The 14,805-nt window shown below is 71.0% G+C and carries 14 protein-coding genes; 7 read left to right on the top strand and 7 right to left on the bottom strand.

Annotated elements, in window-relative coordinates; translation table 11 throughout:
* Positions 1–34 precede the first annotated feature (34 nt).
* Positions 35–1,030 (bottom strand): zinc-binding alcohol dehydrogenase family protein, encoded by a 996-nt coding sequence (locus ACIBO2_RS34065; RefSeq protein WP_397302202.1) that lies wholly within the window; start codon positions 1,028–1,030, stop codon positions 35–37.
* An 87-nt stretch (positions 1,031–1,117) separates the two neighbouring features.
* On the opposite strand from ACIBO2_RS34065, the gene ACIBO2_RS34060 reads away from it, so the two are divergent.
* The 5 genes from ACIBO2_RS34060 to ACIBO2_RS34040 are packed head-to-tail and all read left to right on the top strand — an operon-like array spanning position 1,118 to position 7,374.
* Positions 1,118–1,564: a MarR family transcriptional regulator gene (locus ACIBO2_RS34060; RefSeq protein WP_358551755.1), complete on the top strand. Its 447-nt coding sequence runs from the start codon at positions 1,118–1,120 to the stop codon at positions 1,562–1,564.
* A gap of 51 nt (positions 1,565–1,615) precedes the next feature.
* Positions 1,616–2,143, top strand: a complete 528-nt coding sequence (locus tag ACIBO2_RS34055) for a PadR family transcriptional regulator (RefSeq protein WP_358551753.1) — start codon at positions 1,616–1,618, stop codon at positions 2,141–2,143.
* On the top strand, positions 2,140–2,832 hold the full coding sequence (locus ACIBO2_RS34050; RefSeq protein ID WP_358551751.1) for an ABC transporter ATP-binding protein: 693 nt from the start codon (positions 2,140–2,142) through the stop codon (positions 2,830–2,832). The genes ACIBO2_RS34055 and ACIBO2_RS34050 overlap by 4 nt, the downstream gene beginning before the upstream one ends.
* Positions 2,829–5,048 carry an FtsX-like permease family protein gene (locus ACIBO2_RS34045; protein ID WP_397302198.1) on the top strand — a complete coding sequence of 740 codons (2,220 nt, stop codon included), beginning with the start codon at positions 2,829–2,831 and terminating at the stop codon, positions 5,046–5,048. The genes ACIBO2_RS34050 and ACIBO2_RS34045 overlap by 4 nt, the downstream gene beginning before the upstream one ends.
* Positions 5,049–5,055: 7 nt before the next feature.
* On the top strand, positions 5,056–7,374 hold the full coding sequence (locus ACIBO2_RS34040; RefSeq protein WP_397302195.1) for a penicillin acylase family protein: 2,319 nt from the start codon (positions 5,056–5,058) through the stop codon (positions 7,372–7,374).
* 9 nt (positions 7,375–7,383) lie between these two features.
* Here the strand turns inward: ACIBO2_RS34040 and ACIBO2_RS34035 are convergent, their stop codons facing one another.
* The 3 genes from ACIBO2_RS34035 to ACIBO2_RS34025 all read right to left on the bottom strand — a co-directional run bounded on the left by ACIBO2_RS34035 (position 7,384) and on the right by ACIBO2_RS34025 (position 10,286).
* Positions 7,384–7,737 carry a hypothetical protein gene (locus ACIBO2_RS34035; protein WP_358551745.1) on the bottom strand — a complete coding sequence of 118 codons (354 nt, stop codon included), beginning with the start codon at positions 7,735–7,737 and terminating at the stop codon, positions 7,384–7,386.
* Positions 7,738–7,828: 91 nt separating this feature from the next.
* Positions 7,829–9,118, bottom strand: coding sequence for a cytochrome P450 (locus ACIBO2_RS34030; RefSeq protein WP_397302192.1), 1,290 nt, complete (start codon positions 9,116–9,118; stop codon positions 7,829–7,831).
* Positions 9,119–9,509: 391 nt separating this feature from the next.
* Positions 9,510–10,286: a DUF2786 domain-containing protein gene (locus ACIBO2_RS34025; RefSeq protein ID WP_397302190.1), complete on the bottom strand. Its 777-nt coding sequence runs from the start codon at positions 10,284–10,286 to the stop codon at positions 9,510–9,512.
* A 497-nt stretch (positions 10,287–10,783) separates the two neighbouring features.
* On the opposite strand from ACIBO2_RS34025, the gene ACIBO2_RS34020 reads away from it, so the two are divergent.
* Positions 10,784–11,008 carry a Tn3 family transposase gene (locus ACIBO2_RS34020; protein WP_397302188.1) on the top strand — a complete coding sequence of 75 codons (225 nt, stop codon included), beginning with the start codon at positions 10,784–10,786 and terminating at the stop codon, positions 11,006–11,008.
* 331 nt (positions 11,009–11,339) lie between these two features.
* Here ACIBO2_RS34020 and ACIBO2_RS34015 read toward each other — a convergent pair whose 3' ends face one another.
* The 3 genes from ACIBO2_RS34015 to ACIBO2_RS34005 form a co-directional block, all read right to left on the bottom strand.
* The gene (locus tag ACIBO2_RS34015; RefSeq protein WP_397302186.1) at positions 11,340–11,954 is read right to left on the bottom strand and encodes a TetR/AcrR family transcriptional regulator; all 615 of its coding nucleotides are present in this window, start codon (positions 11,952–11,954) and stop codon (positions 11,340–11,342) included.
* Positions 11,954–12,802, bottom strand: coding sequence for an oxidoreductase (locus ACIBO2_RS34010; RefSeq protein WP_397302183.1), 849 nt, complete (start codon positions 12,800–12,802; stop codon positions 11,954–11,956). The genes ACIBO2_RS34015 and ACIBO2_RS34010 overlap by 1 nt, the downstream gene beginning before the upstream one ends.
* Before the next feature lie 287 nt (positions 12,803–13,089).
* Positions 13,090–13,800, bottom strand: a complete 711-nt coding sequence (locus ACIBO2_RS34005) for a TetR/AcrR family transcriptional regulator (RefSeq protein WP_397302180.1) — start codon at positions 13,798–13,800, stop codon at positions 13,090–13,092.
* Between the two features lie 127 nt (positions 13,801–13,927).
* Here ACIBO2_RS34005 and ACIBO2_RS34000 point away from each other — a divergent pair, with 127 nt between their 5' ends.
* Positions 13,928–14,794, top strand: coding sequence for an NAD(P)H-binding protein (locus tag ACIBO2_RS34000; RefSeq protein WP_397302177.1), 867 nt, complete (start codon positions 13,928–13,930; stop codon positions 14,792–14,794).
* Positions 14,795–14,805 lie beyond the last annotated feature (11 nt).

Genomic DNA, 14,805 nt, shown 5'->3' with positions numbered 1-14,805 from the left:
CCGGTCGCCCGGCGGCGGCTCCGCGGAGAGCGGATCACCGCTGGGAGGGGGTCAGGACGAGGCGTTGGCCGGGGGCGGTCGGGGTGTTCCATGCCTGCTCGACCTGGTCCAGCGGCATGGGCAGGGGGTCCACGGCCAAGGCGCCGGAGGCGATCTCCGCGGCGAGGGACGGCAGTTCGGCGATGATGCCGGCGGTGGTCAGGGAGCCCTGGCCGCTGCCCATGATGTTCAGGTTCGCCGCGCGCAGCAGGTACGAGGGCAGGGTGATGTCCTGGCCGGCCATGGAGCCGATCTGGACCCAGGCCAGGGCCTTGGACCGGTCGGAGCGGGCGGTCAGCAGGGCGGGCATGGCCTGCTCGGTGGGCCGGCCCCACAGGTAGTCGATGACGACGTCAACGTCCGCGGCCGCCCGCGCGAGCCGCTCGGCGACATCGTCGGAGCCGGAGCCGGAGCCGGAGCGGGAGTCGGAGTCGTCGAGCCTGACCACCTCGTCGGCCCCGAGGCTCTTCAGCAGGTCGAGACGTCGCGGGTCGCGGCCCGCGCCGATCACGCGGGCGGCGCCGAGGTGTTTGGCGATCTGGACGGCGAGTTGCCCGGCGTTGCCGGTGGCGCCCATGACCAGGACGGAGCCGCCGGGCGGTAAGGACACGCGGCGGCGTAGCGCTACCCAGGAGGACATGCCGGGGTTCATGGCCGCGGCCACGGCGGCCGGGTCGGTGCCGGTCGGCAGGGTGATGGCACGGCGGCGGTCGACGACGGCGTGTTCGGCCATGGTGCCCAGCGCGGCGTCGGGGGCGGCGAAGTAGAGCAGTTCGCCCTGCGGGGTACGGCCGACGGCGTCGATGCCGGGCACCAGGGGCAGGGTGCCGTCGGAGGTGTAGTGGCTGCCGTTCGCCGCCGAGCGCACCCGTGGGTGCAGCCCGGCGGCCAGCACGTCGACCAGGACCTCGTGCTCCCCTGAGGGGATGGGGGTCGGGAAGGTGTCGAAGCGGGGCGGGGCGTCGAAGGCGCGGACGACTGCGGCGCGCATGGGGGTTCTCCTGTCATAGTTGGTTTGCGGCGCGTACTACTTTTGAAAGTAGTTTGTGCCACGTACTAGGTCAAGTAGGCTGACCCCATGACGACCGATTCCACCCCGGCCGACGGGCCCCTGAACGCGGTGGACGCCCTGGTGCAGCTGTCGTTCCTGATCCAGCGGGTCCTGTCCGAGGCCGGCGCGGAGCACGACCTGTCGATCATCCAGATCAGGCTGCTGGGCATCCTGCGCGACCGGCAGTGCGGCATGCTCGAACTCGGTGGCTACCTCGGCCTGGACAAGTCCTCCATGACCGGCCTGGTCAGCCGCGCCGAGAAGCGCGGACTGGTCCAGCGCTCGCCTTCCCCCCATGACGGCCGCGCCGTGCTGGTCCGCCTCACCCCCGAGGGCAAGCGGTTCGCCGAGGAGTGCGCCGCCGAGATCGGCCACCGCGTCATCGGGCTCATCGGCCACCTCTCCGCCGCTCAGCGCGCCCAGCTCACCCAGCTCGCCACTGCCGTCGTGGGGATCCGGCCCGCATCGGGCTGAGCGGATGTCGTTATCCCCGTCGTATATACCCTCGGGGTATAGTGGCGACCCATGAGCGTCCCCCTTGCCCTGCTCGGTCTGCTGGAACGGGAGCCGAGCCATGGATACGACCTGAAACGCGACTACGACACCTTCTTCGGCCGCGGCAAGCCCCTGCCCTTCGGCCAGGTCTATTCCACGCTCGGCCGGCTGGTCAGAGACGGCAAGATCACCGCTGGGCCGAGCGAGCCGGGCGACGGGCCCGACCGTAAGCGCTACGCCATCACCCCGGTGGGCGCGGGCGAGGTCGAGGAGTGGCTGGCCGAGCCGGTGGCGGCCGAGCCGTACCTGCAGACCGTGCTGTTCACCAAGGTCGTGCTGGCCCTGATGCTGGGCCGCGACGCGGCCGGTTACCTGGACGCCCAGCGGGCGACGCATCTGCGGCGCATGCGCGAGCTGACCGAGATCAAGCGCGCCGGCAACCTGGTCGACGCGCTGCTGGCCGATCACGGGCTGTTCCGCCTCGAGGCCGATCTGCGGTGGATCGACGTCACCCAGGCCCGGCTGGACGCGCTGACGGTGGCGGTGCGCGAGCGATGATCGTCAACCCGGTGCTGCGGGCCGAGGGGATCAGCCGCGCCTTCGGCAACACGCCCGCGCTGCGCGAGGCCAGCCTGTCGGTGAGCGCGGGCGAGGTCCTGGCCGTCATGGGGCCCAGCGGTTCCGGCAAGTCGACGCTGCTGCACTGCCTGGCCGGGATCTTCACCCCGGACAGCGGCGAGGTGTGGTTCGACGGGCGGCGCCTGGACACGCTGAACGACGGCCGCCGCAGCGAGTTACGGCGCACCGCCTTCGGCTTCGTCTTCCAGTTCGGCCAGCTCGTGCCGGAGCTGACCGTGGCCGACAACGTGGCGCTGCCGCTGCTGCTCGGCCGTACCCGCCGCCGTCGCGCCTACGCGCGGGCCGCCTCCTGGCTGGAACGGCTGGAGTTGGCCGAGCTGGGCGGCCGGCGTACGGGGGAGCTGTCCGGCGGGCAGACGCAGCGGGTGGCCATCGCCAGAGCGTTGGTGACCGGGCCGCGGGTCGTCTTCGCCGACGAGCCGACCGGCGCGCTCGACTCGCTCACCGGCGAGCACGTGATGGAGCTGCTGGTGAGCCTGGCCCGCCAGGAGGGGACCACCGTGATCGTGGTGACCCACGACGCCCGGGTGGCCGCCTGCGCCGACCGGGAGGTCGTCGTCCGCGACGGCCGGGTCACCGACCCGTACGCCAGCGGGATCGTCCGATGATCCGGCTGGGCCTGCGGCTGTCGCTGAGCAGCGGCAGGGAGGCGGCGGCCAGGCTGGCGCTGATCGTCGGCGGGGTGGCGGCCGGCGTCGCGGTGCTGCTGGGCACACTGTCGCTCTTCAACGCCTTCCAGGCCACCAACGACCGCCCGTGCTGGGAATGCACGCGCGGCACGGCGCCCAACGGCTGGGCCCTGGACGCCACCGCCGACGGCGCGCTGTGGAACCTGCACGAGGACTACTACGCCGGCCAGACGATCACGAGGCTGGACGCCGCCGCGCTCGGCGCCCGGGCGCCGGTCATCCCCGGCCTGTCCCGCATGCCCGCTCCCGGCCAGTACTACGCCTCGCCCGCGCTGGCCAGGCTGCTGGACTCGGCGCCGCGCGAGCGACTCGCCGATCGCTTCCCCGGCACCCGTGCCGGGCTGATCGGCCAGGCCGGGCTGTCCGGGCCCGACGAACTGGCCATCGTGGTGGGGCGAACATCGGGGCAGGTCGCCGCCATGCCCGGCGCCGCGCAGGTCGACACGGTGGCCACCGAGCCCGCGGCCGACGGCTACGCCGACATCTACCGGTTCGGCTTCGGCGTGGGCGCCATCGCGCTGGTCGTCCCGCTGCTGGCGCTCGTGGGCACCGCCACCCGGCTGGCGGCCGCCCGCCGTGAGACCCGCCTGGCGGCGATCCGGCTGGTGGGCGCCACCTCACGGCAGATCAACGTGCTGGCCGCGGTGGACGCCGCATTGGGCGCGCTGCTCGGCGCGCTGGCCGGCCTGGCGCTTTTCCAGGTGGTACGGCCCGCGCTGGCCAGGGTGCGGATCACCGGTGTCCGCTTCTTTCCCGAGCTGATCGCCCCACATCCTTGGCAGTACGCGGCCGTGCTCGCCTGCGTGCCGGTCGCCGCGGCGGGCGCCGCCCTGTGGTCGCTGCGCCGGGTGCGGATCTCACCCCTCGGAGTGGCCAGGAAGGGCGCGGCGGCTCCGCCGAGGGCGTGGCGGGTGATTCCACTGCTGGCCGGGCTGGGGCTGTTCGCGGGCCCGGTGTTCCGCGGCGACAACGACCTCGACACCGTGCCGGCTGTGGCGGGGCTCGCCCTGATCATGGTCGGGCTGATCCTGGCCGGTCCCTGGCTGACGATGCGGGCCGCTCGCCTGGCCGCCCGGCGGACCCGGAGCGCGGCGACGCTGCTGGCCGCCCAGCGGATGGCCGCCGACCCCAAGGCCGCCTTCCGCGCGGTGAGCGGACTCACGCTGGCGGTGTTCGTCGGTACGGCGCTCGCCGGCATCGTCCCCGCGGTGCTGTCCGGCCAGCGGGCCGTGGCCGGGGGAGCGCTGAACCACGTACTGCGCGCCCAGTTCGACCGGCCCGGCACCGCGGGTCTGTCCCAGCCGGCGCAGAAGGACGTGCTCGCCCGGCTGCGCGGCTTCCCGGGCGTGAACGTACTGCCGATCTACGCCTTGGCGGAGCCGGCGGCCGCCCCTATGCCCACAGATGGCCCGCCGCCCCCGCGAACCGCCGTCGAATGCGCGAGCCTGGCCCGCTTCCCCGTGCTCGGACGGTGCCCGGCGAACGCGCACGCCGTGGCGGGCGTCTTCAACCGCGTGGCCGGCGCCGACAACCCGCTCACCATCGACAAGATCCTGCCCGTCGCGGGAGCCGGCAGCCGATCCGTCCCCACCACCACCGGCCTCGCCATGGAGGCGATCCTGATCTCCACGGCCGACCCGGCGGCGGTGGAGCGGCTCCGTACGCTGCTGGCCGAGCACACCGTCGAAGCCCCGATGACCTTCGCCGAGGTCGCCCAGGTCAGAGCGACCCTTTACACCCAGGGCCAGAACATCGCGCTGGCCGTCGTCGCCCTGACCCTCATCGTCGGCGGCTGCGGCCTCGCGGTGGCGGTCGGCGGCGGGCTGGTCGAACGCCGGCAGCCGTTCACCCTGCTGCGGCTGGCCGGCACTCCCACCCGCACCCTGGCCGGGGTGGTGCTGCTGGAGTCCGCGCTGCCGCTCGTCCTGGCCGCCGTGCTCGCCGCGGGCGCCGGGTTCGGCGTGGCCGAGCCGCTCATCGGCCAGCTCGCGATGAAGAAGACCGCCCTGGCGCTGCCCGGCCCCGTCTACTTCGCGACCGTCGGCGGCGGCCTGACCGCCTCCCTGCTGGTGATTCTGGCCGGCCTGCCGCTGCTCAGGCGCCTGACCGCGCCCGACAACGCCCGTTTCGAATAGGAGCCACGTGAAGCTCATATCGCGCTTGGTCGCGCTGTTCGTGCTCGCCTCCGCGGTAGTGGTGGTGCGCGCGACAGCGCCGCCCGCCGCCGCTGCCGCCGACGAGCGCTACTCCGCCACGATCCGGCGCACCGAGTACGGCATCCCGCACATCTCCGCCAAAGATTACGGCGGCCTCGGGTTCGGGTACGGCTATGCCTTCGCGCAGGACAACTTGTGCGTGCTGGCCTCGTGGGTGGTGACCATGCGGGGCGAGCGGTCCCGCTACTTCGGCGCCACGGCCATGTCCGACGACCCGGTCCGCCCGGTCACCAACCTGTCCAGCGACGTTTACTACAAGAGCGTCACGGACTCCGGCGTCGTGGGGCGCCTGCTGGCCCGGCCCGCGCCGGTGGGGCCGGGCGCCGAGGTGCGCCGCCTGGTCGACGGCTACGTCGCGGGATACAACCGCTACCTGGCCGACACCAGGGCGGCGAACCTGCCCGATCCCACCTGCCGGGGCAAGGCCTGGGTCGGCCCCATCACCGCCACGGACATCTGGAACAACCTGCTCGACCTCAACCGCATGGTGGGCAGCGCCGGGCTCAAGGACGCCATCACCGGGGTGCGCGGGCCCGAGGCCGACGGCCCGGACCGGAGACCGCCCGCGGGCAGCAACGGCTGGGCGCTGGGCCGTCAGGCGACACGCGACGGCCACGGCATGCTGCTGGCCGACCCGCACTTCCCCTGGAACGGGATCCGCCGCTTCTACCAGGTGCAGCTCACCATCCCCGGCGTGCTCGACGTCTCCGGCGGCAGCCTGTACGGCACCCCGGTCGTCCAGATCGGCCACAACGCGAGCCTGGCCTGGACCCACACCGTCTCCCACGCCCAGCGCTTCACCGTCTACCAGCTGAGGCTCGCGGGCGATCGGAGCAGCTACCTGGTTGACGGTCACGCGGAGCCGGTCGGCCGCCAAGAGGTGGAGGTCACCCTGCAGGACGGCACCACCAGCGGCCACACGCTCTACACCTCGCGCTACGGCCCGGTGCTCGCCGTCGGCCAGACCGACAAGGTCGCGTACGCGCTGGCGGACGTCAACGGCGCCAACCTGCGCGCGGCCGACGAGTGGCTGGCGATGGGCAGGGCGAGGAACCTCACCGAGCTACGCGCGGCCCAGAACACCTACCAGGGCATGGCGTTCGTCCACACGCTGGCCACCGACGTCGGCGGGACCGCCTACTTCGCCGACGCCTCGGTGGTCCCCCACGTCACCGACGCCAAGGCGCGCCGCTGCGCCAAGCCTTCGCCCATCCCGGGCCTCGAGGCATACGTCCTGGACGGCTCGACCTCCGCGTGCCGGTGGGGCAAGGACGGCGACGCCGTGGTGCCCGGCATCTTCGGACCGGCCGAGCAGCCCAGGCTGACCCGCGCCGACTATGTGGCCAACTCCAACAACACCTTCTGGATGACGAACCCGTCGGCGCCGCTGACCGGCTATCCGCTCGCGTGGGGTAAGGCGCGTACCGAGCTGGAGCCGCGCCCCCGGGTCAGCCTGGACATGATCGCCCAGCGGCGATCCGGCGCCGACGGCCTCGGCGCGCCTGGCTTCACCCTGGAAACGCTGCAGGCCACCGCGTACGGCAAGCGCAACCACACCTTCGAGCTCATGCGCTCGGACCTGCTCCGGATGTGCCGGGCCAACCCCGAGCCGACCACCTCCGAAGGCGAGCGGGTGAACGTGCGCGAGGCCTGCCGGACCCTGGCCGACTGGGACGGGCGCGCCACTCTGGACGGCCAGGGTGCCATCCTGTGGCGGGAGTTCTTCACCCGGCTTGAGGGTCCCACCAAGCCGGGAGAGCCCAGGTACAGCCCCTGGCGGGTGCCGTTCGATCCCGCGCGTCCGCTGACCACCCCTCGGGGGCTCAAGGGCGACGATCCCACGGTGCGGCAGGCCCTGGCCGATGCCGTGTTCTTCTTCCAGACCAACCGCGTCCCCCTGACGCTGACTCCGGGCCAGGCGCAGCGCTACGCCTCGATCCCGCTGCCCGGCTGCACCGAGGGGGAGGGCTGCTTCGACAGGGTGCGCATGAGGGGTCTGCTCGGCGCCGACGGGCGTTACCCGGAGGTGGACACCGGCTCCAGCTTCATGATGGCCGTCGAGCTCACCCCTGACGGGCCGCGTACCCGTACCGTCCTGACCTACTCCCTGTCCGCCAACCCCGCCTCGCCCCACCACACCGACCAGACGGTCCTGTTCTCGCGCCGTCAGTGGGTCACCGAGCGCTTCACCGAAGCCGAGATCGCCGCCGCACCGCAGCTGAAAACCGCCACGGTGCGAGGGTGACGGCTCAGCTCAGCCGTCGAGGCGCACGGTGACGGTGACGCGGCCCGCTCCGTCGCGCCGGGCGACCGCGTGCCCGGTGCGCTCGGCGCCGTCCAGGTCCAGCGATATCGGGCCGCCCTCGTCCAGGAAGTTGCGCCACCACTTCTTGGCGTCCGGCATCTGCACGCCGATGGTGACGACGTCGTCCGCCCGCCGGTAGGCGACGGGTGTGCTGAAGACACGTCCTGAACGACGTCCTGTGTAGGTGACGATCGTAAGATGCTTCCGCACCAGCCTGCCCCAGCGAGGAGAGGAGCGCAGCGCGCTCGCGCAGGCGTTGACACGGGTGACCACTTGCTTCGGCAGGGGTCCTTTGTAGGGCACGAATCCTCCATCCCGGTAACTGGAGGGGCTTTTCCAGTTACCGGGATACCGTAGCACGGTAAGTGGAGCGCCCCCTCCACCTGAAGGGGGCCTACCGTCCGCGACGCAGCCCGCGCAGGAAGTTCCACAGCGCGGAACGGGGCGACCCTTGACCGGTGGCGGCCTCACCCGCCGGGGATGGCTGCGCGTCCACGGGAGCGGGGGCGGTCGCGGGGACGTGGGGGCCGGCGAGTTCGTACTGGACGGGCAGGGACCGCAGCGCCCGCATGAAGGGAGAGGGGCGCCAGGGCAACTGGTCGGCCGGTAGCGCCAGCTTCATCTTGGAGAACCTGTTGAAGAGCCGGCGTACGGCGATGGTGGTGATCTGGGTCGCGAGCCGCTGACCCAGGCAGCTGTGCGGCCCCGCGCCCCAGGCGAGATGAGCGCGGGTGCTGCGGATGGCCTGCCGATCGATCGCTCCGGCGAATCGCGGGTCGGCGTGCGCGCCCGCGACCGAGAGCATGACCGGATCCCCGGCGGCGATCGTGTAATTGCCCAGTTTCACGTCCGTCATCGGGAACCGGAAGGTCAGGTTGGCCATCGGCGGATTGAGCAGGGCGACCCGGTTGACCGTCTCGTCGATCGAACCCACCGACAGGCTCTCCCGGACATCCGGATTGGAGATGACCTCGACGACCACGTTGCAGACGAGGCTGGCGGTGAAGTCCAGCAGGCCGGGCAGCATGAGCAGTTCGCGGGCCAGCTCGTCCAGCGTGAAGTCCGGCTTCGCCTCGATCATGTAGGAGGGCAGGTCGTCCCCGGGGCTCTCGCGCTTGCTCGCCGCGAGCTCCGTCATGGCGGCGTACAGCCGCTCGAACGCCGCGGGCGCGTCCGGCCCGGCGTCGATCATCCGCCAGAGATCCATCACGACGTCCTCGCCACGTGAGGCGGCGAAGCCGAGCATGCGGTTGGCGACCATCAGGGGGAGTGGCCGCGCGTACTGCGCCGCCAGGTCCGCCCACCCCGTGGCACCGCCCTCCGCCAGCGTGTCGAGGAGGTCGTCGGCGTACCGCACGATCGAACGTTCCAACTGCTGCGCCTGGAGGTGGCCGGGGTTCTGGAACGGCGCGAGCGCGCTGGTCCACGCGCCCCGCAACTCGCGCTGCGTCGCGCCCTCCTGGAAGGCCGAGCTGTTGACCTGGAAGACGGGCAGCAGCGGCCAATCCGCCGGTAGCCGCCCCTCGATGTTGGCCTGCCACCTGTCGACGTGCTTGCTCCAGATGCCGCCCGTGTTCTGCAGGACACGCAACACTTCCTCATAGCCCAGGACGAACCAGACCGGCACCCCGAGGAGGTCGACCGGGGCGACCGGTCCGTACGTGGCGCGCAGGCGTTCGTGCACGAGGGCAGGATCGGCGTCGTATTCCCTGGTCAGCAGCGGTTCTATGGACGTCGATGGTGGTGTTTGCGCAGGCTGCTGGGGCCACGAGCCATGGGTCACGGGGACGAACTACCTCTCTGGTCGCTCCCGTCGCCACGTCGGTGCAGACGTAACAGCACGAGTGATGCGCTCTGGGAGCTTTCGGCCGATTCACATAAGAGGTCAGTAAGCATCACGTATCCCGCTGGTCATGGCAAGAGTCCAGCCCGATGGACGGCTCCGGGGGCACCAGCTCCTTACCTGCCCCTTTCCGGGGGCGCCGGCTCCTTACTGCCTTCTTGGATCGCACTCCAAAGTCCTAGAAGTCTAGATAAATGGAGTGATCGTGATCGAGTTCCATCTGGACGGAGCGCTATCGGTCTCGCGCCCCGAGGCTGGCCTGGTCGGCGGCGGTACGGCCCGCCGCCCAGCCCTCCCGGTCCCAGGACGTGCGGACCGCATGCGAGACCAGGTTCGGGAACATGCGCTCGACCGCCTGCTCCACCTCCTGTTCGCGGGCCGCCAGCACCGGCACCAGGTCGGTGCCCCGGCTGGCGCTCTCCTGCGACACCGTCTCCGCCTCCGCCTCGTACGCCGTCGACTCCGCCTTGGCAAGCAGCGCCCGCACCCGCGTGAGCGTCTTCTCGCTGACCGCGTGCGAGCGTGCCTGGACCGTACGGCGCGCGGCCCCGGGCGGTGGGCTCAACGACTCCAGCCGGGGCAGCCCGGTCAGCGACCCCAGCAGTTCCAGCACGCCGGAGACGGTCATCAGACGGCCGGCCCCGTCGCGCGCCTGCCGCGCCGCCAGGTAGCCGCCCTTCCACCACACCGCGGCCTGCAGGCCGGCGAGTTGGTCGCGCCAGCGCTCATCCACCGTGGCCGGCGCGTAGGCCCGCATCTCCCAGGCGATGAGGTCGGCCGCCGCCCGCCCGTGCCAGTCGGTCAGCCGCCTGGCCGCGATCCTGACCACGTCGGCGGGCTGCCAGCCGTTGCGCCACAACCCCGAGATCGCACAGGTCACGACCTCCACCAGCACGCGATCGGTGTCGTCCCGGTCGGCCAGGAAGGCGGCGGCGGAGTCGAAGGACGCCTGATCCTCGCGGGCAAGCGCCTCCATCGCCGCGCCGATCAGCTCATTGGCGTTACTCACACATGCCGTCCACCTTAAAGAAAGTCCGCCAGAACCCTACCGTGACGGAGCACCGTCCCCTGCTCACCGGCGCGGCGGAAGGCGGCGAGGTCCAGACCGACCCCGGCTGTGTTGTCGTCCCGACCGGCGCAAGTTGGCTTGAGTCCCGGTCCTCAAGCTGCGGAGAATGCTTGTCCGCTCTTATGCCACCCGGTGCAGGGCACGCTGGGGCGTGCCAGCATCGTGCTGACCGTCGGCACCCATGTTTCGGTGCTGCCGCAGCTGTATCACGACAGCGACAAGCGGCCGCGCGGCTGGTGCTGAAGGCGGTGCGGACGACCAGCCGGAAGATCGGCAAGGCCCGGGCTGGGACCTGACCCACATGTGGCTCACCGTGACTCACGATCAGACGACACGACTACAGATGCGGGTAAAGCCACAGGTCAGTGTGGTAGGGCGGGCGAGACTTGAACCCACGACCTACGGGATTATGAGTCCGTGGTTTTGCGTGTCACGCGTTGATCCGCCAGCAGTACGACCAGATCGTGAAGTACACCACCGCCCTACGCCTGGGCACCGCCGAGGCCGAGGAGGTCCTGCGGCGCTTCACCCGCGGCGGGCCCAAGCACCCCACCTACCGGGCGATCGAGGAACTGGGCCGCACGGTACGTACGGCGAGTGGCAGAAGCGGCCCACCGACGCCGGCCGGCGGGACCTGTCGCCACTGTTCTGGACCCACGTGAACCCCTACGGCCGATTCGAGCTGGACATGAACTCCCACCTCGACCTCGCCACCGCGGTGGCGGCCACTCTTCCCGGCCCCCGAACCCCGCCCGAGGCGGAAACCGCCCGATCGGCGGCTGAAGGTGCGACAGGGTCTGCATCCTGAAGACGCCTGCCCCGACGTCGTCGGCGGGCGGCTCGATCGTTGACCGGAGCGAGGCCGCCATCGGCGATCCGTCTGCTTCGGCCATCAGGAGCGGTCGTACGGCGGTTCTCGATCGGATTGATCTCGGGCTGGGATGTGCCGGCGCCAGCATGTCTGCGCCTTCACGTCCAGGCCAGATGCCTCATTCAGGTGGTGAGACCGGCGCTGGTCAGCCAGATGTGTTCGCAGGTCGAAGATGCTTTTTGTAAATTCTCGCGGGATTCCTGCGAGGCGTGGTAGAAGGTCCGCTCGATCATCCAGCACAAGGCGCGTGCCATCGCTGACGCTTGTTCTGGTTCGGTGCCGGCCTGAACGCCGGCTCGTTCCAGGACAGCGGTGATGGCCGTGATGAACAGGTCAGCCGTGTGGTTCCACAGCTCGCCGATCTCCGGCACGGTCAACGACAGATCGATCGCCGTGCGCATGACCAGACCGTGCTCATCCCACAGCTCAACCGTGCGCTGCATGGCTGCTGCGATGGCCTGGCGCGGCTCGTCGGTCTCTGCAGTGGCCCGGGACCGCTCCCACAGATGCTCAACGGTTCGGGCCACGAGTGCCGTGACCACTTCTTGTTTGGAGCCGAAGTAGAAATACAGAGCGCCGCGGGTGATACCGGCGCCCTGAGCTATGTCGCCGACAGTCATGGCGTCGTAGCCCTTTTGCACCAGTAGAGCTTCGCAGGTGTCCAAAATGGCCCTCTCCCGGACATCGCCCTTGCGTTCGGTGGCGCGCCGGCTCCGCGCGGAGTGGTGGCTGGGCATCAGAGCTGAGCACCCTCGGCAAAGTCGGTCGTACGGGAGAGGGGCTCCCATGCGCGGATGTCCTCGTCCACAGCCTTCCGCGCGGCAGTGACCAGTCGCAGCGCATCCGAGCCAAGGACGAGGTGGGCCGGCGGCTGGTCGACCGACGCGATGTGCACGACGGCCTCCCCGCCCTTGGCCGGATCGCCCAGCTGGTGCCCGCTGGCCTTCTGCCTCGCTTCACGGATGGGGGTGAACAGCTCGTCGTAGTCGTCGATGGACCGCGCGGTGCGTGTCATGGACCGTCCGGCCCAGTCGGTACGGAAGGAGCCGGGCTCGATCGCCGTTACGTGGATCCCGAACTGTGCGACCTCCTTGCCCAGTGCCTCGAGAATGCCTTCCAGGGCGAACTTGCTGCCGCAGTAGGCGGACATGCCGGGCACGGCCATCAGCCCGCCCATGGAGGTGACGGCCATCAGGTGTCCGCGGCGCCGCCGGCGCATGTGGGGCAGGGCCGCCTGCAACGTGGCGACTGTCCCGAATACGTTGACCTCGAACTGCCGCCGCACGCCGGCCAGCGGCGTCTCCTCGAAGGTGCCCTCCAGGCCGTAGCCCGCGTTGGCAACGACGACATCCAGGGGGCCGACGCTCTGTTCCACCTCCGTGATCACGCTCGAGACGGCGGCGTCGTCGGTCACATCCAGGATGCGGCCGTGAGCGTACCCGGGTTTGAGCCCTTCGAAGGCCCGCAGGTCCTCCTCGGAGCGGACCGTGCCGACGACGGTGTGACCGGCGGCCAGGGCGGCTTGGGCGAAGGCACGTCCAAGGCCCGTGCTGACGCCGGTGATGAGCCAGTTCTGCCTCTGCATTGTTCCTCCTGAGGAGACTCGCGAGGAACTGGACTGCTCCCCATCTCAAAGTCTACACGGTGTCGATTTTTATCATCACCACGTAGATTCTGGCAGTGCGTGCGGGGCGGCGGGTCCGTACATGACGCGCCACGACGGACCGTTGTCTTCCCCTCCGCGGGGGTGCCTCCCGAGGGACGCCGGCCGCGACCGACCGTTGTCTTCCTCTCCCCGCAGGGGGCATCCCTCTCAAAGAACCCCAGCCACCACGGACCGAGACGGTTGTGTGACGAATCCCCCGGGGGCCCTCAGGTGGCCGGGTCGGCGATGCGGTCGAGCCACTCTTCCAGGAGGCGCTGCTCCGGTTCGGTGAGGACGGTGGTCCCGGGCAGGACGGCGCGCAGGGTGACCGCGGCGGTGACCGGTCCGGGGGATACGGCCGCCGGAGCGTCGGTGGTGATCGCGGCGATGACCGCCTCGCGGGCGAGGACGGACAGCTCCGGATCGCGCCGGTCCGCCGGCATGGTGATCAGGGTGACGGTCGTGCCGAGACCGGCCGCCTGGACGAGGTGGGCGGCGCGTTCCTCGCTGACGCGCAGCCGGCCCGCCTCGGCGATCCGGCGGATGTGCGCGGCGAGGACCTCTTCGCCGGCGACGGCGGCGGGCGGGGCAGCGGCCCCGAGGCGGGGCTCGTTCATGAGTAGATACAGGGCCGGATTGGCCAGGCCGAAACCGATGTGCAGGTCCCAGCCGGCGCGGAGGTCCTCGACCGGGTCCGCGATGTGTTCCCGGCCGGTCTTGCTGCTCAGGTAGGCGGCGAAGCCCTCGGCCGCGACCGCGTCGAGCAGGCCCCGCATGTCGCCGAAGAGCCGGTAGATGGTCGGCGCCTGCACACCGGCCGCGGCGCCCACCGCGCGCGTCGACACGGCCTCCCGGCCGCCCTCGGCGAGCAGCTTGGCCGTGGCGCCGAGGATGCGTTCGCGAGGGCCGCCCCCGGCGTCGAAGTCATCGGCATCCATGGTGGCAACGATAACAGATTCGCGTTAGCATCACTATTTATCAGTGATAACGTCCATCTCGTTAGCAGTGATGCGCGGGAGTCGATCTGACCCCGGCGACCCTGCTGCGAGACGACAACTGGAGGTCATGATGATCATCGTCACCGGAGCCGGCGGACAGCTCGGCCGGGCGATTCTGGAGGATCTGCTCGAACGCCTCCCCGCCGAGAAGGTCGCGGTGAGCGTCCGCGACCCTGAGAAGGCACAGTGGTTGCGGGAACGGGGCGTCCGCGTCCGCCGGGGTGACTACGCCGAGCCCGCGAGCCTCGCCCACGCCTTCGAGGACGCCTCCCAGGTCCTGATCGTGTCCGCCGCCGCCACCGGCGACACGGGGCTCAGCCTGCACCGCGCCGCGATCACGGCGGCCAAGGCGGCCGGCGCGCGCCGGATCCTCTACACCAGCCACATGGGCGCGAACCCGGCCTCGCTCTTCGCGCCCATGCCGGACCACGCCGCCACCGAGGCGGCGCTGGGGGAGTCCGGCGTCCCCTACACCTCGCTGCGCAACGGCTTCTACGCCGTCACGACGCTGATGCTGTTGCGCGAGGCCCTGCGGACCGGCGAACTGGCCGCGCCGCAGGACGGGCCGGTCTCCTGGACGGCCCACGCCGACCTGGCCGAGGCCGCCGCGATCATCCTGGCCGACGAGGGCCGCTTCGACGGCCCGACCCCGCCGCTCACCGGCTCCGAAGCCCTCGACCTCGCCGATGTCGCCGCGCTCGCCGCCGATCTCACCGGACGCCCGATCAGGCGCGTCGTCATCACCGAGGAGCAGTACGTGGCGAGCCTGCTCTCCCATGGCGTGCCGGAGTCGCGGGCACGGATGCTCGTGGGCATGTTCGCCGCCAGCAGGCAGGGCGAGTTCGCCCAGGTCGACCCGGCGCTGGCCGACCTGATCGGCCACCCGCCGACGCCCCTGCGGGACGTCATGAAAGCGGCGCTCACAGAAGGCTGACGCGGGTCGAC

It is taken from the genome of Nonomuraea sp. NPDC050022 (assembly GCF_044460705.1).
Classification (GTDB): Bacteria; Actinomycetota; Actinomycetes; order Streptosporangiales; family Streptosporangiaceae; genus Nonomuraea.
The sequence above is the reverse complement of the archived record's forward strand: the minus strand, read 5'-3'. Positions and strand labels throughout refer to the sequence as shown.

Bases quoted from the DNA above. Each gene is read 5' to 3' on its own strand.
- ACIBO2_RS34050 (WP_358551751.1), top strand. From the start codon at position 2,140: ATGATCGTCAACCCGGTGCTGCGGGCCGAGGGGATCAGCCGCGCCTTC.
- ACIBO2_RS34005 (WP_397302180.1), bottom strand. From the start codon at position 13,800: ATGGATGCCGATGACTTCGACGCCGGGGGCGGCCCTCGCGAACGCATC.
- ACIBO2_RS34055 (WP_358551753.1), top strand. From the start codon at position 1,616: ATGAGCGTCCCCCTTGCCCTGCTCGGTCTGCTGGAACGGGAGCCGAGC.
- ACIBO2_RS34010 (WP_397302183.1), bottom strand. From the start codon at position 12,802: ATGCAGAGGCAGAACTGGCTCATCACCGGCGTCAGCACGGGCCTTGGA.
- ACIBO2_RS34060 (WP_358551755.1), top strand. From the start codon at position 1,118: ATGACGACCGATTCCACCCCGGCCGACGGGCCCCTGAACGCGGTGGAC.
- ACIBO2_RS34000 (WP_397302177.1), top strand. From the start codon at position 13,928: ATGATGATCATCGTCACCGGAGCCGGCGGACAGCTCGGCCGGGCGATT.
- ACIBO2_RS34065 (WP_397302202.1), bottom strand. From the start codon at position 1,030: ATGCGCGCCGCAGTCGTCCGCGCCTTCGACGCCCCGCCCCGCTTCGAC.
- ACIBO2_RS34015 (WP_397302186.1), bottom strand. From the start codon at position 11,954: ATGCCCAGCCACCACTCCGCGCGGAGCCGGCGCGCCACCGAACGCAAG.
- ACIBO2_RS34045 (WP_397302198.1), top strand. From the start codon at position 2,829: ATGATCCGGCTGGGCCTGCGGCTGTCGCTGAGCAGCGGCAGGGAGGCG.